Annotated in this window: 13 protein-coding genes and 1 tRNA gene; 5 read left to right on the forward strand and 9 right to left on the reverse strand. The window is 63.3% G+C overall.

The window, feature by feature from the left end; translation table 11 throughout:
• The first annotated feature begins 101 nt into the window (after positions 1 to 101).
• Genes G7068_RS05830 through G7068_RS05845 form a run of 4 tightly spaced genes read left to right on the forward strand, consistent with a single transcriptional unit; the run spans position 102 to position 5,024 of the window.
• Complete coding sequence (locus G7068_RS05830; RefSeq protein WP_166290165.1) at positions 102 to 1,757, forward strand: ABC transporter substrate-binding protein; 1,656 nt, start codon at positions 102 to 104, stop codon at positions 1,755 to 1,757.
• A gap of 5 nt (positions 1,758 to 1,762) precedes the next feature.
• Positions 1,763 to 2,707, forward strand: a complete 945-nt coding sequence (locus G7068_RS05835) for an ABC transporter permease (RefSeq protein ID WP_166290167.1) — start codon at positions 1,763 to 1,765, stop codon at positions 2,705 to 2,707.
• Positions 2,704 to 3,552, forward strand: a complete 849-nt coding sequence (locus tag G7068_RS05840; protein ID WP_244304724.1) for an ABC transporter permease — start codon at positions 2,704 to 2,706, stop codon at positions 3,550 to 3,552. The genes G7068_RS05835 and G7068_RS05840 overlap by 4 nt, the downstream gene beginning before the upstream one ends.
• Positions 3,549 to 5,024, forward strand: coding sequence for an ATP-binding cassette domain-containing protein (locus G7068_RS05845; RefSeq protein ID WP_166290169.1), 1,476 nt, complete (start codon positions 3,549 to 3,551; stop codon positions 5,022 to 5,024). Before G7068_RS05840 ends, G7068_RS05845 begins: the two co-directional genes overlap by 4 nt.
• Before the next feature lie 134 nt (positions 5,025 to 5,158).
• Here the strand turns inward: G7068_RS05845 and G7068_RS05850 are convergent, their stop codons facing one another.
• From G7068_RS05850 to typA, 5 genes are all read right to left on the reverse strand, one after another.
• Complete coding sequence (locus tag G7068_RS05850; RefSeq protein ID WP_341873766.1) at positions 5,159 to 7,456, reverse strand: bifunctional alpha,alpha-trehalose-phosphate synthase (UDP-forming)/trehalose-phosphatase; 2,298 nt, start codon at positions 7,454 to 7,456, stop codon at positions 5,159 to 5,161.
• 174 nt (positions 7,457 to 7,630) lie between these two features.
• A complete protein-coding gene (locus G7068_RS05855) occupies positions 7,631 to 9,028 on the reverse strand; it encodes a YibE/F family protein (protein WP_166290171.1) in 1,398 nt (465 codons plus the stop codon).
• A gap of 81 nt (positions 9,029 to 9,109) precedes the next feature.
• A tRNA-Pro gene (locus G7068_RS05860) sits at positions 9,110 to 9,183 on the reverse strand.
• Between the two features lie 106 nt (positions 9,184 to 9,289).
• Positions 9,290 to 9,904, reverse strand: coding sequence for a CG0192-related protein (locus tag G7068_RS05865; protein WP_166290173.1), 615 nt, complete (start codon positions 9,902 to 9,904; stop codon positions 9,290 to 9,292).
• A gap of 44 nt (positions 9,905 to 9,948) precedes the next feature.
• On the reverse strand, positions 9,949 to 11,853 hold the full coding sequence (typA, locus tag G7068_RS05870) for a translational GTPase TypA (protein ID WP_166290175.1): 1,905 nt from the start codon (positions 11,851 to 11,853) through the stop codon (positions 9,949 to 9,951).
• Positions 11,854 to 12,008: 155 nt separating this feature from the next.
• Between typA and G7068_RS05875 the strand changes: the two genes are divergently transcribed.
• The gene (locus G7068_RS05875) at positions 12,009 to 13,196 is read left to right on the forward strand and encodes a multidrug effflux MFS transporter (protein WP_244304725.1); all 1,188 of its coding nucleotides are present in this window, start codon (positions 12,009 to 12,011) and stop codon (positions 13,194 to 13,196) included.
• Between the two features lie 9 nt (positions 13,197 to 13,205).
• On the opposite strand, the gene G7068_RS05880 is transcribed toward G7068_RS05875, so the two are convergent.
• The 4 genes from G7068_RS05880 to G7068_RS05895 all read right to left on the reverse strand — a co-directional run bounded on the left by G7068_RS05880 (position 13,206) and on the right by G7068_RS05895 (position 18,578).
• Positions 13,206 to 14,900: a dipeptide ABC transporter ATP-binding protein gene (locus G7068_RS05880; RefSeq protein ID WP_166290179.1), complete on the reverse strand. Its 1,695-nt coding sequence runs from the start codon at positions 14,898 to 14,900 to the stop codon at positions 13,206 to 13,208.
• On the reverse strand, positions 14,897 to 15,853 hold the full coding sequence (locus tag G7068_RS05885; RefSeq protein ID WP_166290181.1) for an ABC transporter permease: 957 nt from the start codon (positions 15,851 to 15,853) through the stop codon (positions 14,897 to 14,899). The genes G7068_RS05880 and G7068_RS05885 overlap by 4 nt, the downstream gene beginning before the upstream one ends.
• A complete protein-coding gene (locus G7068_RS05890; protein ID WP_166290183.1) occupies positions 15,846 to 16,772 on the reverse strand; it encodes an ABC transporter permease in 927 nt (308 codons plus the stop codon). The genes G7068_RS05885 and G7068_RS05890 overlap by 8 nt, the downstream gene beginning before the upstream one ends.
• A gap of 180 nt (positions 16,773 to 16,952) precedes the next feature.
• Positions 16,953 to 18,578: a peptide ABC transporter substrate-binding protein gene (locus G7068_RS05895; RefSeq protein ID WP_205881362.1), complete on the reverse strand. Its 1,626-nt coding sequence runs from the start codon at positions 18,576 to 18,578 to the stop codon at positions 16,953 to 16,955.
• Positions 18,579 to 18,639: the final 61 nt, after the last annotated feature.

Here is an 18,639-nt window from a genome sequence, read left to right on the forward strand (position 1 = left end):
ACTGCCCCTTACCCCTGCTCTCCTCGGGTGTGCCCACGGGCATACGTCATGCACTAGGGTGTACTTGTTGAACTCAATACAACAACAAGGAAGCCTCGTTCATGACGCGCACTTTTCCCCCTCGCCCTACGCTGCTGTACGGCATCGCAATGACCTCGGTCGCCGCACTGGCAGCGGTCGCCCTCAGCTCTTGCGCGAGCGACACCAACGCGAGCGAACAAGCTGACGGTGGCACTCTCGTCTATGCAACCGGGGACGCAGAACCCACCTGCTTAGATCCGCATGTCGGCGGCAACTACCCGCAGGCCCTCATCTCGACGCAGTACCTTGAGCCGCTCGTGGGCCGCAGCGCGGACGGCACAATCGAGCCCTGGCTCGCAACCGAGTGGAAGGCGAGCGACGACGGCCTCACCTGGGACTTCACGCTGCAAGACAAGGTCACCTTCACCGACGGCACACCACTCGACGCCGAGGCCGTGAAGGCAAACATCGAACACCTGCAGGATCCCGATACTCAGTCTTCAACGGGCTACCTCGCGGTTGAGAAGATCAAGCAGGTCGAGCCCGTCGACGCGACCCACGTGCGCTTTCACCTCTCCAAGCCCGACTCGGCCCTGCTCGAATCGCTGAGCCAGCAGTGGACCGCGATCCAGTCCCCCGCCGGCATCGCCCGCGGCATGGAGAAAAACTGCGCCGATCCAATCGGCACCGGCCCCTTCACCGTCGAAAAGTGGACCCCGCAGCAGCAGGTCACCCTGGTACGCAACAACGACTACAAAACGTCAGGCCCCGAGGCCGACCACAAGGGCGCGGCCCACATCGAGCGCATCGACTGGCGCTTCATTCCCGATGCGGCGACCCGCTACGCCGCACTCACCTCAGGCGAGGTGCAGGTGATCGACAACCCGCAGCCCGACTCCATCGTCGCTGCTGAGAAGGACGGTTCGGGCATTGAGCACATCAACGCGCCGCGCCCCGGATCCACAAACCGCATCGAGCTGAACTCCGGCCAGGCCCCGTTCGACGACATCAAGGTGCGCGAAGCCTTCATTCGGGCGGCAAACCCCGATCCCGGCATCAAGTCGCTGTACCTCAAAACGGCAACCCGCTCGAACTCGCTGCTCGCCAGCACCGAGCCGACCTCGATCAGCGACAACACCCTCTTCAGAGCCAATCCCAAAACTGCCGAGAAACTACTCGACGAGGCCGGCTGGACAGCAAAAGACAAAGACGGCGTGCGTATGAAAGACGGCAAGCGACTCACCGTGCGCTTCCCGGTCAGCACGAACCAGTCGGTGGCGGCCGAGCAGTCGCTGTTCGAGCAGATCCAGGCGAATGCTGCCGCTGTCGGTTTTGAGGTGATCCTCAATCCCGTCGACCTGAGCACCTGGTACGGCGCCCTCGGCAAAAACGAGTACGAGGCGGTCAGCGCTCCTTACACGAAGGTCGGCCCTGACGTGCTGCGTATCCTGTATCACTCCGACGGAATCGTGCCCGCACCCTCCGGCTACTTCGCCAACCACGCGCAACTTGCAGATCCCGAGATCGACACACTGCTCGACGAAGCGTCCGCGACTCTCGACGCCGACAAGCGCACCAAGCTCTACGCCGACGCGCAGCAGCGCATCCTTGAGAGCTACACCGTGTTGCCGCTCTACGACCAGCAGAACCACTTCCTCGTGAAGGGCGCCACCGGCGTCACGACACTCGGCACGGTCGCAACACCAACGTTCATCAACACACGACTCGGGAGCTAACTGCCGTGAGGGCGGTCCTCGCACGATTGGGATCGGCGGTGCTGGTGGTGTGGATCACCGCCACCGTCGTGTTCCTTGCACTGCGGGCGACGGGTGATCCGCTCGAGGCGATCCTCGGCGGCCCCGGGTCGCAGGCCGGGCCGGAGGCGGTCGCGAGAGCGACACAGAGTTACGGCCTCGATCAGCCGTTTGTCGTGCAGTACCTCGCGCAGCTGTGGCGGATCGCGACCCTGCAGTTCGGTGACTCGTATGCGCGCAAGCAGCCGGTCTCTGAGTTGCTCGCCGAGAACGTGCCGCCGACCGTGCTGCTCGCGACGCTGGCACTCCTGCTTGCGTGGGTGCTCGCAATCGCGGGGTTGCTCATCGCGGCGACGGCCCGGGGTCGCTTCGGTGGGCTTGTGCGCTCGGCACTCTCGGGCATCGAAACGGTGGCGAGTGTGGTGCCGCAGTTCTTTTTGGGGGCGGTGCTGATACTCGTGTTCGCAAACGGGCTGGGGTGGCTGCCGGTCACCAGTTCGGGCTCGAGCCCGGCCGGTCTTGTGCTGCCGGTTGTCACGCTGGCGGTGCCCATCGCGGGGTACCTCGCGCACGTGCTGCACGGGTCACTTGCCGAGGCAGATGCGGCCCCGTTTGCGGTGACGGCGCGCTCCCGCGGGGCTTCCGAGGCACGAGTGTTCTTTCGGCACACGCTGCGCCACGCGGCTCTGCCCGGGGTGGCGCTTTCGGGTTGGGCCTACGGTTCGCTGCTGAGTGGGGCGGTCGTGGTTGAGGCGCTGTTTGCGCGCCCCGGCCTCGGGCGACTCCTGCTTGAAGCCGCAACCGTGCGCGATGTGCCCGTGGCAATCGGGGTGGTCACGGTGATCGCTCTGCTCTATGTCGTGGTGATGCTCGTCTCGTCGCTCCTGGAGCACGTGATCGATCCGCGGCTCGCAAAGGCGGTGGTGGCGTGAGCGCGGCAGTCGACCTGCGCTCGCCGCAGAAGAACCAACGGTCACTCGCCCGGCTCGGCTGGCCAAGCTACCTAGCGCTCGCGATCCTGGCCTTCACAGCCGTCGCCGTGTGCGCACCGCAGATCCTCGCCCCGGGCAACCCGCTCGCCATCGACCCCGCCAACGCCCTACAGTCGCCCTCAATGGCACACCTTTTCGGCACCGACGAGTCGGGCCGCGACCTCTACACCCGCGTCATCCACGGCGCCGCGGCCTCGCTCGGCATCGGGCTCGCCGCCACGGCCATCGGGGTTGGCATCGGCGCGATCCTCGGCTTTGTCGCGGGTCTCGGCCCGAAGCTGCTCGACTCCGCGCTCGGCAGGGTCTTCGAGGTGCTGTTTGCGCTCCCGACGCTGGTCATGGCGCTACTGTTCATCACGATCATTGGTGGTGGCCCCGCGGCATCGATCCTCGCGATTGGACTGGCCACGATCCCGGGTTACGCCCGCATGCTGCGAGCGCGGGTGCGCGGCATCGCACAGAGCGGCTACGTGGAGTGGGCGCGACTCGACGGTGTTGGCCCACTGCGAGTGTTCACCCGGCACATCGCCCCCAACTCACTGTGGCCGCTCGTGTCGGCGGCAACGCTCGGGGTCGGGCAGGCGATCGTGTGGGTATCGGCGCTCGGGTTTCTTGGTCTCGGGGCACTGCCACCCTCGCCCGAGTGGGGTGCGATGCTGAACTCCGGTCGCACCTACATCGCGACTGCGTGGTGGATGACGGTGTTCCCCGGACTCGCGATCGTCATCACGGCTGCGGCACTCACGGCCCTGGGTCGTCGCCTCTCGAAGTTGGGGACCGCATGAGCGTCTTAGAGGTACGCGGCCTCAGCGTGCAGCACGGTGGCAGTCAGATACTCGGCGGGATCAGCTTCGCTGTCGAGCCGGGTGAGTGCCTCGCCATCGTCGGTGAATCGGGCGCGGGCAAGTCAGTGCTCACCCGAACTCTACTCGGACTGACCCAGGCGGATCCCCAATGGCGCGTGCAGGCCGAGCACCTCCTCGTTGCGGGGCACAACATGCGCGAGGCGACCCAGCGAGACTGGCGGGCGCTTCGGGGGTCCGAGGTCGGACTCATTCTGCAGGACGCGCTGCAGTCACTCGATCCGCTGCGCACCATCGAGGCCGAGGTGGGCGAGGCGCTTGAGATTCGGGATCGGCGGGCGTTCGGGCAGGGCCGCGGCCTGCGGCGAGCGCGGGTGCTCGAAACCCTGAAGCGGGCCGGCCTGACGAGGGCTGCGCAGCACCTAAGGCAGCGATCCGGCGAGCTCTCCGGGGGTATGCGACAGCGCGCGCTCATAGCGTCCGCGCTCGTGGGCGATCCGGGACTCCTCATAGCCGACGAACCAACCACGGCACTCGACCCGACCACCGCGGCCCGTGTGCTCGATCTCTTCGCCGAGATTCGCGCGAGCGGCACGGCTCTGCTGCTCATCAGTCACGATCTGCAAAGCGTTGCGCAAGTAGCCGACCGCGTCGCGGTGCTCGATCGGGGCAAGATCGTCGAGGTTGGTGACAGGCTCCAGATCCTGAGCGAACCGCAACACCCCGTCACCCAGCAACTGCTGGCGGCGGCACCGTCCGGCCCGAAACCTGACCCCGCACCCGCCCCGGGAGAACCGCTCATCACGGTAAGCGGCGGCACCCGCAAGTTTGCGCTGGGCAAGGGTCAGACGCTTGCGCTCGATGACGTCAGTTTCGGGCTGCGGCGAGGCGAGGCAGTGGGTGTGCTCGGCGAGTCCGGCGCAGGCAAGACCACACTCGCGCGGGTGCTCGTGGGGGCCGAGCGACTCGATGCGGGCACGGTCGAGCGCGCCGCGGCGCGGGTGCGGCTTATTCCTCAGGACCCGCTGGCAACGTTTGACCCCCGGTGGAGGGTCGAGCGGATCATCGCGGCGTCAAACCGGCTGCCGGGCACCTCGGTTGCCGAGTTACTGACCATGGTTGACCTTGATCCGGCTTTGGCGCGCCGCCGCCCAACGACGCTTTCGGGAGGCCAGCGGCAGCGGGTGGCCATCGCGCGGGCGCTCGCCGCTGACCCCGACGTGCTGGTGTGCGACGAGCCGGTGTCGGCGCTCGATGTCTCGACGCAGGCCGGCGTTCTGGATTTGCTGCGGCGACTGCAGAGCGAGCGCGGTCTCACGATCGTGTTTGTCTCGCACGACCTCGCTGCGCTACGCACGGTTTCTGATCGGGTGCTCGTGATGCGCGACGGGCGGATCGTGGAGCAGGGGCCGACGGAAGAGGTGTTTGCTGGGTTTGATTCGAGCCGCTTGTAGCCAGTATGTCGGCCGGTACTGGCAAGTCAGCCGGTGAAAGCTCTCCCGATCGAACCGGCTGAGGTGTGAACACCGGCCGACCCGCTCAGAAAACACCACAGGCACCCGGTCCCGAGAGCCACAAGCACGACCCCTCAGTGAACCGTAGCGACCTCCGAGCCAATCACAATGCCCGTGCGCAGCTCGGCGAGAACCGCAAGCACCGCAGCGGCGGCTTCTGGATCGGCAACCCGCTCGCGCGCCAGCGAGGTGCCCTCCCCTACTTTGATGCCCAGGTCGTCAGGCCCGAGCACCGCAAACACGTCCTCGTCGGTCACGTCATCACCGAGGAACAGCACGGGCGCAGCTGGCAGCATCTCGCGGATCATCTGCAGCGCACTCCCCTTGTCGGTGTTGCGCACTGAGAACTCCCGCACCTGTTTACCCACGCGCATCGTGATCCCGGGCACAGCACCAAGCTCGACCGCCGCAGCGAGCAGCTCAGAGGCGCGATCTGGCTCGGCAACCTCGCGCGTGTGCACCACGATCCCGTAGGGCTTCCGTTCAAGCCGAACGCCCAGCTCATCTCGAAAGACCCTGTCGAAGCGCCTGGAGAGCTTGCCGAGGCGCTCATCTTCTTCGGGCGTCAGTGACCCCGAATCGGCCGCGGCCTCAAGCCCGGTCAGTTCTGCGCCGTGTGAGGCCGACAGTATCCACGAGTCCGATTCGAGACCGGTCACGCGCAGTCCCTCAACAGAACGCCCGGTCAGCAGGATCACCTGCACATCGGGTGACTCCTGCAGCACCTCAAGGGCGTGGCGCGCGCGGGGAACGATCCGAGCGTCTTGTGGTCGCCCAACGATTGGGGCGAGGGTGCCGTCGAAGTCGCTCGCGACGATCAGGGTCGGGGCTGTCGCCAGCCGCCGCAATCGCGCGCGCAGGGCGCTCGACACGAACACTTCAGCCGGAACAGGGATCTCGGCGGTCTCTCCACCACGCGCGCCCTCGGCTTGCTTCGCGTGTGCGTCAGCCGCCGCCGAAACCGCCTCGAGGTACTGCGTCGCCCAGTGGGCCACGTCATTGTCGTAGACCGCTTTGCGCAGCGAGCGCATGCGACGGCGCTGCTCCTCGCGGGGCAGGTGGATTGCGCGCAACATCGCAGCCTTCAGCGCCTCGATGTCGTGCGGGTTGATCAGCAGCGCGGCGCGCAGCTCGTCGGCCGCGCCGGTGAACTCGCTCAAGATGAGCGCCCCACCCTCGTCGGCCCGGCACGCAACGTACTCCTTTGCCACAAGGTTCATGCCGTCTCGCAGCGGGGTCACCACCATCACGTCGGCTGCAAGGTAGAGCGCTGCCATCTCTTCGCGGGAGTAGCTCTGGTGCAGGTACACGAGTGGCGCGTGCCCGATGGATCCGTGAGCACCGTTGATGTGCCCGGCCGTCACCTCGACCTCTTCGCGCAGCTGCTGATACGCCTCGACCTGCTCGCGACTCGGGCTCGCGACCTGCACGAGCACGGTGTCATGGGCACTGATCTCACCGTCCTCGAGCAATTCCTCGAAGGCCTTGAGCCGGTGCCTGATGCCCTTCGTGTAATCGAGGCGGTCAACTCCGAGAAGGATCGTACGATCCTGCCCGAGCTCTTCGCGAATCTCGCGAGCTCGCTGCTGCACCTCGGGGCGCGACGCAAGCTCTTCAAAGCCACCCGCGTCAATGGAGATCGGAAACTCCTGGGCAAGCACGGATCGAGACGGTTGATCCGGCGCCTCTGGCAGCACAATCGTGTTTCCGCGCGCGGGGGCACCGGCGTAGCGTTCGCTGACGTGCCGAAAGTTGACGGCGTCTTGCACACGCTGAAATCCGATGACGTCGGCGCCGAGCAGTCCGCGCACGATCTGGCGACGCCAGGGCAGCTGGGCGAACAGGCTGCGCGGCGGGAACGGGATGTGCAGAAAAAATGCGATGGTGAGATCGGGGCGCAATTCACGCAGCATCTCTGGCGCCAACTGCAGCTGGTAGTCGTGCACCCACACGACGGCGTTCTGGGCCGCCTCATGCGCGACCCTCTCGGCAAAGCGGCGGTTGACGCGCTGGTATGAGTCCCACCAGGTGCGGTGGTAGACGGGAGGGGAGATAACGTCGTGATAAAGCGGCCAGAGCGTGCCGTTCGAGAATCCCTCGTAGTAGGTCTCAAGTTCTTCGCTGCTGAGCGGGATCGGGGCCAGCCGCATAGACCCGATCTCGAAGGGTTCAACCTCTTCATCTGCGTTGCCGGCCCAACCTACCCACAGGCAGCCGAGCTCCCGCACGATCGGTTCGACCGCCGTCACCAGCCCACCGGGCGAAGGCGCCCAGTCGGTTGTGCCGTCAGCCTGCACAACCCGATCTACGGGCAGGCGATTAGACACCATGACAAGTTCGCGACCGTGCGCGACCTCACTCAATTCAAACACTCCAACGCCCCAAAGGTATTGCGCTCGACGAAACTGCAGAATCGTTCTCAGTCTATCGAGAGGGAGTGCCGAGTTACATAGCATGACCTCAAGAATAAAATCCCAGTTCACTGCAAGGTATGTCGCGCCGCAACCAGCCCAATGGAGCCCTCGGCGCAATGACAGCAACATTCATCATTCTTGGTGGTGAGTTTTGGCTTCGTCAGACACCAGCTCACCCCACGGCAAGTGCCGTTCCTCTTCCCCAGGCGGCGTAAACAGCGTCGCCACCCAGGTCGTAATCGGCACTGCGAGGATCAACCCGATACTCCCGCAGAAGGTCCGCACCAACTCGACCGCGATATCTTCGCGCGTCAGCAGCGAGAGCACCGGGCGGTCGTAGAGGTACAGCAACAACAGCACACTGAGCGCTGCACCCACGTACGAGAAGAACACCGTGTAGACCGTCGAGGCAATGTGGTCACGGCCGATCCTCATGGCCCTTGCGAAGATCTCACGCCGCGGCATCTCGGGTGCCGCAGCGCGCAGTTCCCACACGGCCGAGGACTGGGTGATGGTGACGTCGTTGAGGATCCCGAGCCCGGCAATAATAATCGCGCAGGTGAGCAGCCCCCGAAAATCTATGTCTGAGGCCACGGCCGAGAGGAATCCAGACGACTCGTCGCCAATGCCGCTGAGCCTGGTGGTGTGCACCGCGATCAAAGAGATAAGAGCCATGATCAGGATCCCGCACAGCGTACCAATCAGCGCGGCTGTCGTGCGCATGTTTGGCCCGTGCACAAAGTAGAGAATCACAAACATGATGGCGCTCGCCCCCACCAGCGCGACGGGCACACCGGGCTGCCCCGAGACCAGCGCGGGGAGGATAAACGCGAGCAACAGGAACGCACTGATCCCGAGCGCCACCAGCGACAGCGCCCCGCGCAGTCGCCCAACCCAAATCACGACCGCGGCGAACAGCAGTCCGAGGATCAGCAGCGGCAGCCCTCGAAAGACACCCGAGACCCCGTAGTTGGTTTCGCTCACTTCGTAGCTCTGCGTCGCCTGGTCTTTGCTCGCGTCGGCGGTCTGCTGCGGATTCGGCGCGACCGAATAGGCGATCAGTTCGAGTCGATCTCCCACTTGAAGGCCCGCGGACGCGAGGGCACCCCGCACCGGCACATCGACGGTGCGACCCTTGTCTGGACCCGAGTGCACCCCGACCATCATTGTCAGGCAGCGATCACGTGGGCTCTCTGGCGCGTTCCCTCCCTCACTGCGACCTAGCGCGACGCACCCCTCTTGAATGTCGAGCACCTCGCCCTGCTCGTAGGTGCCGGCCTGCCCTATGGATCCGCTGCGCTCTGCCGCCTTCGCTACCTGATCCGCGTCGGGCCACAGAGCCACTAGCCCGACGATCGTGGCGAGGGCAACGGCGGCCAAGAGTCCGAAGGTCGCGACTTTCACGGGCTTGCTGAGCGCGGGCAGGTCCTTTGGTAACTCGTGGGAGTGGGAGTGGGAGTGGGAGTGGGAGTGCCGAACCTCGCCTACATCTTGGCTCGACTGTTCCTCACGCCTCCACCACTTGAACATGATTATCAATATACCAATAATCAGACCTCGCCCAGACAACTAAAAAACTCCCGGAAGCCATTGGCTTCCGGGAGTTTCCAGTCGGGATGACAGGATTTGAACCTGCGACCCCGTCGTCCCGAACGACGTGCGCTACCAAGCTGCGCCACATCCCGATTGCGTTTTCACGCGAGCATAACTCTATCGGTTTCCGGGGCAAAAGAAAAAACCGCGGGCTATCCGCACCGGTGCCGGGCGATTACACCGTCAACGCAGCGAGCATCACGGGCTCAAGCTGCCCGGGCCAGGTCGCCCACAGCGCCTCGGAGCCCGCCAGAGGTGCGGCCTCAGCGTCAAGCACCCGAAACACGTCGAGTGTTGCGAGCGGGGCCTCAACCCGCACCGCTCCCCGAGCACCTCCACAGAGGCCGCCCACAGTTCCGGGACGGGGCTGCCCTCTGATCCCGAACCGCGAACGTGAGTTGCCGTTTCTCGAACCGAAGTCTGCCCCTCAGCATTCACCGTCTCGAGCGTGGCCTCGTGGCCGCCCTGCGCGATTGCGGCCGCAAGAGCCGAGCGATACACAGGATCGCCGGTCGCGTCACTCACCCAGCGCGTACCGAGCACCCCGTGCTCCATCGTGCCGACAAGAAACGGCTCACCGTCTTCGAGCGCCGCACCGCGGTACGTGAGCGGCACGTGGTAGACCGTGTCAGATCCGGCGGTCAGCAGGTGCCCCTCGATCCCAACCTCACCCTCGGGATCATCGAAGCGATACGCACCGACCGAAGCGAGCTGGGCGGCATCACCCTCAAACCACGCTTGCGTTGGCAGCCACTCGGCGAGCAGCTCAAGTTTCGAGGGGCGCAAAGTAGTGGAGGCGTAGATCAGAGACATGCTCAGATACTACGCCTCCAACCGGGAATGCTGCCCGGTAAAAGTTACTTCTGGTTCTTGACCCGTGAAGCCGTACGCGCACGCGCACTGGAATCGAGCACAACCTTACGAATGCGCACAACCTCGGGGGTTACCTCAACGCACTCGTCCTCGCGGGCGAATTCGAGGCACTCCTCGAGCGTCAGCTGACGCGGCGGCGTCATCGACTCGAAGTTGTCTGCGCTCGCGGAGCGCATGTTGGTGAGCTTCTTTTCCTTGGTGATGTTCACGTCCATGTCTTCGGAACGCGAGTTCTCACCGATGACCATGCCCTCGTACACCTCTTGGGTGGGCTGCACGAAGAACGACATGCGCTCCTGCAGGTTGATGATCGAGAACGGTGTGGCCACACCAGAGCGGTCAGCAACGATCGAGCCGTTGTTACGGGTGACGATGGGGCCGGCCCACACGTCGTAGCCGTGCGAGATCGCGTTGGCGATGCCGGTGCCGCGGGTGGTGGTCATGAACTCAGAGCGGAAGCCGATGAGACCACGCGACGGCACGATGAACTCCATGCGCACCCAGCCGGTGCCGTTGTTCACCATGTTCTCCATGCGGCCCTTGCGGGTCGCGAGCAACTGGGTGATCGCGCCGAGGTGCTCCTCGGGCGTATCGATCGTGAGGTGCTCGTAAGGCTCGTGGGTCTTACCGTCAACCTGCTTCGTCACAACCTGTGGCTTGCCCACGGTCAGCTCGAAGCCTTCACGGCGCATGTTCTCGACGAGGATCGCGAGCGCAAGCTCGCCACGTCCCTGAACTTCCCAAGCATCGGGGCGCTCGGTATCGAGCACACGCAGCGACACGTTACCGATCAGCTCGCGGTCAAGGCGATCCTTGATCATGCGCGCGGTGAGCTTGTGGCCCTTCACCTTGCCGACGAGCGGCGAAGTGTTCGCACCGATGGTCATCGAGATGGCCGGCTCGTCGATCATGATCGCGGGCAGCGGGCGAATGTCTTCGGCGTCGCAGATGGTCTCACCAATGGTGATGTCTTCGATACCCGCGATGGCAACAATGTCGCCGGGGCCAGCCTTCTCGGCCGGGAAGCGGGTCAGCGCCTTGGTCAGCATGAGCTCGGTGATGCGCACGTTCTGTACACTGCCGTCCAGCTTCACCCAGGCAACGGTCTCGCCCTTGTGAATCCAGCCATTGTGGACGCGCAGCAGCGCGATACGGCCGAGGAACGGCGAGGAGTCAAGGTTCGTGACGTGAGCCTGCAGAGGCGCCTCGTCATCAAAGCTGGGGGCGGGCACGCGGTCGAGGATCGTCTCGAACAGCGGCTCCAGATCGGGGTTGTCGGGCAGCGTGCCGTTTTCCGGGCGGTTGTGGCTCGCAGCACCTGCGCGGCCCGAGAGGTACACGGTCGGCACATCAAGCACGGCATCGATGTCGATGTCTGGGTGATCCTCAGAGAGATCAGACGCGAGGCCGAGCAGCAGATCCTGCGCCTCACCCTCAACCTCTTCGATGCGACCGTCGGGGCGGTCAGTCTTGTTGACCGCGAGGATCACGGGAAGCTTTGCCTCAAGTGCCTTACGAAGCACGAAGCGAGTCTGCGGCAACGGACCCTCAGAGGAGTCTACGAGCAGCACAACACCGTCAACCATCGAGAGCGCGCGCTCGACCTCGCCACCGAAGTCAGCGTGACCCGGGGTGTCGACAACGTTGATGATGATGGGGCCGTTTTTAGCGTGTGCACCCTCGTAGGTGATCGCCGTGTTCTTGGCCAGGATCGTGATGCCCTTTTCACGCTCGAGGTCGTTCGAGTCCATGACCCGATCGTCCATCTCGGCGTGCGCGTCAAACGAGTTTGTCTGGCGCAACATGGCGTCAACGAGCGTTGTCTTGCCGTGGTCGACGTGTGCGACGATTGCGACATTGCGGAGGTCTTCGCGTGTGGCGAGAGCCATATAAGTTGAGTCCTAACGAGACGAACGGAGCGCCGACGCGGCGGGTTGCCGGGCGCGCTGCGGGATCATCCCGCGGAGCCGCCAAAGAGGCCGACGCACCAGTTTAGCGGATTTCACCTGAACCTCCACCATGAACTTCGCATATGATCATTAGGATGACCGCTCGGCCGCGCCTCACCCCCGCTCTCCTGGCCGTACTTTCGTTCCTCGCGGCGATCGGCCCGTTCGCAACCGACCTCTATCTTGCGTCGTTTACAGACATCGCTCGGGATCTGGGCGCCCCGGCTTCTTCGGTGCAGCTGACACTCACCTCGTTCCTGTTGGGAATGGGGATCGGCCAGCTCATTCTTGGCCCGCTCTCCGATCAGCTGGGGCGCCGCCCGGTACTCGTTATCTCGCTCAGCGTGTTTGCACTCGCGAGTGTGCTCATGGTGTTCTCGCCAAACATTGTCGTCTTTATCGCGCTGCGTGCGCTACAGGGCATTGCGGGCGCCGCGGGTGTTGTTGTCTCGCGTGCGATCGCGGTTGATCTGTCGGAGGGTGCCGCCGCGATTCGCGCCATCAGCCTGATCGCCATGTTTGTGGGTCTCGGTCCGCTGATCGCCCCGCCCATCGGCGGTTCGATCCTGCAGCTCGGAGACTGGCGCACGGTGCTCGGCACACTCGCCGCGATCTCCCTCGCGATGTTCGGCCTCGCTGCGGCGTTTGTGCCCGAGTCACTTCCGCCCGAGGCCCGCCGCAACTCGGGCCTGCGCACAGCGCTGCAAAGCTTCGGGGTGCTGCTGCGCACGCGCGAGTTTCTGCTGCTGATGTGTGTCTTCGGGCTGGGATTCGGCAGCATGATGTCGTACATCGCCGCATCGCCGTTCATCGGGCAGGTGATCCTCGGCATGCCGCCGTTCATCTACGCACTGGCGTTCGCTTCTGGTGCGTGCGCGATGATCCTCGCCAACTCGATCAACGCCCGCCTCGCGGGCAGAGTGCGGCCGCAGCGCATGTTGCTGCTCGGCACAGGCCTGTCGTTCGCCGCGGGTCTTGCACTGACGCTGCTCGCGTCGACTAACACGCTCAGCATTCCGGCGTTTATCGCCTGCGCGTTCACGCTCACCGGCGGCACCGGGTTGATCATGTCGAACGCGAGTGCGCTGGCGCTCACACTCGCGGTGCACTCGCGCGGTGCCGGATCCGCGCTGCTCGGCGCAGCCCAGTTTACGATCGGCGGACTCGCGTCACCGCTGGTTGGTGCGTGGGGCGAGCACACGGCCCTGCCGATGGCAGTCTTTGTGCTCGCCGCCTCCACGCTGGCGTGCGCAGGCGCGATTGCCTACGCACGCCGGGTGTAGTAGCTCGCGCTACACACCCAGTTCGATGTTTGCCCCGGGAATCGCCGCGAGCAGGTTCTTCGTGTACTCCTGCTGCGGGTTCTCGAAGACCTCTTCCACGGTCGCCTGCTCAACGATCTTGCCCCGCTGCATCACACACACGCGGTCCGCGATCAGTCGCACGACCGCGAGGTCGTGGGTGATGAACAGGTACGTGAGCCCGAGCTCGCGCTGCAGCTCGGCGAGCAGATCCAGAATCTGGGCCTGCACGAGCACGTCAAGCGCCGACACAGCCTCATCGAGGATCAGCACGTCGGGCTTCAGAGCGAGTCCGCGAGCGACGGCCACGCGCTGGCGCTGGCCACCCGAGAGTTCGTTCGGGTAACGGGTCGCCATGTCGCGCGGCAACGACACCTGATCGAGCAGCTCGTACATGCGCTCGCGACGGCTCGCGCGATCGCCAACCTTGTGAATGTTGAGCGGCTCCATGATGGTGTTGCCGATGTTGGTCAGCGGATCCAGCGAACCATACGGATCTTGGAACACCGGCTGCAGCGTACGACGCAGATCGAACAGACGCTTGCCCGAGATGCCCGCCATCTCTTGGCCGGCAATCTTGATCGAGCCGCTCGTTGACTTCTCGAGCTGCAGCAGCATCTTCGCGATGGTGGACTTGCCCGATCCTGACTCACCAACAAGCGCCATCGTTTCGCCGCGCTTCACGGTGAAGGTGGCGTCGGTGACGGCGTGGAAGTCTTCAGAGGCAAAGTTTCCCTTGCGAATCTTGTAGACCTTGCCGAGACCGTTGACCTCGATCATCGGCTCGCCGTGAGCAACCACGTGGTGCTGCTCTTCAGCCAGCGCTGCGAGATCGAACGCGTCCGTGGGTGCGGGTGGCAGCTCAGCATCCGAGCCGATACGCCGTGAGGCGAGGCTCGGCGCAGCAGCGACCAGTCGCTTCGTGTACGGGTGCTTCGGGTGCTGCAGAATCTCGCGGCTTGGGCCAGACTCCACGATGTTGCCCTTGTACATCACGATCAGCTTCTCGGCACGCTCTGCAGCGAGACCGAGGTCGTGGGTGATGAACACCACTGCGGTGCCGCGCTCGCTCGTCATCTTGCCGAGGTGATCGAGCACCACACGCTGCACGGTGACGTCGAGTGCCGAGGTCGGCTCATCCGCAATAAGTAGTTGCGGGTCAGCAGCGAGGCCAATGCCGATGAGTGCACGCTGCTTCATACCGCCAGAGAACTGGTGAGGGAACTGCTTCATGCGCTTTTCGGCGTCTTGCAGGCCCGCCTGCTGGAGCACCTCAATTGCACGCTCGCGCACCTCTTTGCGGCCCTTTGCGAGGCCGTTGGCACGGATGGCTTCTTCAACCTGGAACCCGATGGACCACACCGGGTTCAGGTTCGACATCGGATCCTGCGGCACGAGACCAATCTCGCGGCCGCGGATCGTTTCCATGTCGCGGCGGTGAATGCCAACGAGCTCGCGCCCGTTCCAGTTCACGGATCCCTCGGTGATGTGGCCGGTGCCCGGAAGCAGGTTGATCACGGCGTGCATCGTGGTGGATTTGCCGGATCCCGACTCCCCCACGATTGCAACGGTCTCGCCGGGGTACACGTCGAAGTTGATGCCGTGAAGCACCTCGTTCATCGACTTGCCGACCTTGAACGCGACCTTCAGGTCGCGCACACTCAGTAGTGGCTGTTGCTCGCTCATCGCTGTGCCCTCGCCTTCGGATCGAGTGCGTCACGCAGAACTTCGCCCAGCAGAATGAAGGCGAGCACCGTCAGCGTAAGCGCGATGGACGGGAAAATCAGGTTTCCCGGAGAAGTGCGCAGATCGGACTGTGCCGCACTAATGTCGTTGCCCCAGCTGATGAACTCCGGCGTTGGCAAACCAACACCCAGGAACGAAAGCACGGCTTCTGCCACGATCGAGGCAGCCAGCGCGAGCGTCGAAACGACGATCATCGGTGCCATCGAGTTTGGCAGTACGTGACGCCACAGAGTGCGCCACGGGCCAAGGCCCTGAGCGGTCGAGGCAGTCACAAAGTCCGCCGGCCGGATTCGCAGGACTTCCGCTCGCAACACGCGCGCGCTCGAGGCCCACGCAAAGAGACCAATAGCGAGGGAGATCACCCAGATATTGCGGTACTCCTTGAGCACGCTCATCACGATCACTGCCGCGAGGATGTAAGGAATCGAGAAGAAGATGTCGCCAACTCGCGACAGCACCGCGTCAACCCACTTACCAAAGAAGCCCGCGATCGCGCCCATGATCGTGCCGATCACAAAGATAAGCAACGTTGCGATCAGGCCGACCGATACCGACGTTGAGGTGCCGTAGACAATACGTGAGTAGATGTCACAACCCTGCTTAGTGAACCCGAGCGGGTGCCCGGCCTCTGGCCCGACGTTGCTCATGGCAAGATCACACTGTCGCGGATCGGTCTGTGTGAACAGACTCGGGAACACCGCCGCAGTGATCACAAAGAGCAGGAGCGTGACCGAGATGTAAAACATCGGACGCTTGCGGATGTCGCGCCAAGCATCGATCCACAGGCCGGAACGGCGCTCGTCGAGCTTCGGAACGTCAACCGCGGCGGTAAAGGTATTCTCGTCGAACGGAGCAACGAAGTGCTCGTTTCTAGGATTCGTGTTCTCAGGCATATCGGATCCTTGGGTCGAGAACCGCGTAGAGCAGGTCAATAAAGAGGTTGACGAAGAGGTAGATGAGTACCATCACCGTCACAAACGAAACCACGGTGGTGTTTTCGCCAAGGCGGATCGCCTTGAAGAGCGTGTTACCAACACCGGGAACGTTGAAGATTGCCTCGGTCACCGTCGCACCCACCATCAGCACACCGAAGTTGGTCGCGGTGTTCGTAATGGTTGGGATGAGCGAGTTACGAAGCACGTGCACCGGAATGATGCGGTTACGGCTGAGGCCCTTTGCGTAGGCCGTGCGCACGAAGTCTTGGTTCAGCGTGTCAATCACCGAAGCACGCGTCAACCGCATGCTGGTTGCGTACAGCGAAACACCGAGCACAATCGCGGGCATGATCAAGTCTTGGATCGGAGCTCCCGGCCCGACCGTCGTTCGGAAGATGCCCCACTTAATGCCGAGGAAGTACTGGGCGACAAACGCGAGCACAAAGATCGGCACACTCGTCATGATGAGGCCGATGATGAGGCTCACGTTGTCAAAGAGCTTGCCCTTGCGCAGACCGGAGATCAGGCCGATCGAAACAGCCAGCACGAGCTCGATGACGATCGCCATCAGTGCTAGTTGCAGTGTCACCGGGAAGGTCCGAGCCAAAACCTCGGATACCGGCTGACCGGAGAAGGTCACGCCGAGGTCTCCGGTGAAGATGCCGCCGAGGTACAGGAAGTACTGAACGATAAACGGCTTATCGAGGTTGTACTGTTTGGTAATTTCCTCGAGCACAGCTGGGCTCGGAGGCTTGTCTCCGAAGAGGGCGAGGATCGGGTCGCCCGGCATCGAAAAGACCATGAAGTAGATCAAAAAGGTCGTTCCCAGTAGAACCGGGATGACCTGGAGGATGCGGAAGAGGACGTATCTCAGCATTCGCCGCTCCTCCGCTCAGTGGTGGTAAGCATGAAGCGTATTCTCTCGCAATTGTGGCGCGAAACGAAGTTAAGAACCTCTATGTCCTTAAATCCGCAATGAAAATCCTCCCTGCGAGTGCTCGCCGGGAGGTGATTGAGACCCCGGGCCGGTGGGCCCGGGGTCTCAACACTGCTGGTGTTACTTGGTGATCTCGTAGTAGAGGGGCACCGAGTTCCAGCCGATGGTTACGCCGCTGACGGCGTCAGAGTAACCAGCAACAGCGTTCTGGTACCAGAGCGGAATCGCGGGCAGATCCTTGAACAGGATCTCCTCTGCAGCGTGGAACTTCTCGTTTGCTGCGTCAACGTCCTTTGCAGCAACACCCTCGTCGAGGAGCTTGTCGACGTCGGCGCTGGAGTAGTCACCGTCGTTCGACGAGGCACCGGTCTTGTAGAGCGGCAGCAGGAAGTTGCTGAGACCCGGGTAGTCACCCTGCCAGCCCGAGCGGAACGCGGTCTGGATCGAGCGATCTGTGATGCTCTGGCGGAAGTCGCCGAACAGCGGGTTCGGAGCACCTGAAGCGTCAATGCCGAGTGTGTTCTTCAGGTCGTTCGACACAGCGTCGACCCAACCCTGGTGTCCACCGTCAGCGTTGTACGCGATCTGGAACTTGCCGGTCCACGGAGAGATAGCGTCAGCCTTAGCCCACAGCTCCTTGGCCTTCTCGGGATCGTAGGTCAGTACGTCCTTGCCCTTGAGGCTGTCGCTGTAGCCGTTGATAACCGGTGAAGACCAGTCAACAGCGGGGGTACGAGTGTCAGCGAAGATCTTGTCGGTGATCTGCGGGCGGTTGATTGCACGCGAGATTGCTTCACGACGCAGCTGGCCCTCTTCGCCAGCGAAGTGGTCGAGGCGCTCGGGAATAGTGAAGGACTGGAAGATCGCGGCGGGCTGGTTGATCCAACGATCGCCCAGATCATCCTTGTAGTTGGCGTAAGCGGTATCAGGGATCTGATCCAGCACGTCGAGGTTGCCACCCAGCAGATCTGCGTATGCAGCATCGTAGGAGTCGTAGAAGACGATCGAGAGGCCGCCGTTCTTAGCTTCGCGATCCCCCTTGTAGTCGTCGTTCTTCACCATTTCGATCTTGACCTTGTGGGTCCAGCCCTTGTCAGCGACCTTGTAGGGGCCGTTGCCGATCGGGTTCTGGCCGTAGTCCTTGGTGATGTTGCCGTCAGCGTCGAATGCTGACTTGGGAACCGGGTAGAACGAGGAGTAACCGAGCTGCAGCGGGAAGTCCGACTGTGCACTCTTCAGCGTGACGGTGAAGGTGGTGTCGTCAACGACCTTGAGGCCGGTGAGCTCTGCATCCTTGGTGTCATCAAAGCCCTCGATGTTCGAGAACCAGGAAGCGTTCTTGCGAGCGTTCGAGAACTTCGCAGCGTCGTTCCATGCGGCAACAAACGACTCAGCGTCAACCGGGTCACCGTTGGTGAACTTCTGGTCAGCCTTGAGCTTGATCGTGAAGACCTTGGAGTCAGTTGACTCAACCGACTCTGCTGCGTCGAGCTTCGGGTTGCCCTTTGCGTCGTAGTAGTACAGACCCGCGTACATGACGTCGAGAATACGACCGCCGCCGACCTCGTTGGTGTCGCTAGGGATCAAGCCGCTCTCGGGCTCCGAGCCGTTTACAGTGATGATTGCAGCGCTGTCGCCCTTGGCATCGCCGCCCTTGTCGCCTCCGCTCGATGAGCAGCCAGACAGCACCAATGCGCTTGCTGCAGCCAAAGCAATGAAGCCCAGGCCGATACGTGATCGCTTCACAGGTATTCCTTTCGTGAACATTCCCCCGCTCGCAAAATCGCCCTTTGTGGGGATCTATTCG

The sequence above is a fragment of the Leucobacter viscericola genome (assembly GCF_011299575.1).
Taxonomy (GTDB): domain Bacteria; phylum Actinomycetota; class Actinomycetes; order Actinomycetales; family Microbacteriaceae; genus Leucobacter; species Leucobacter viscericola.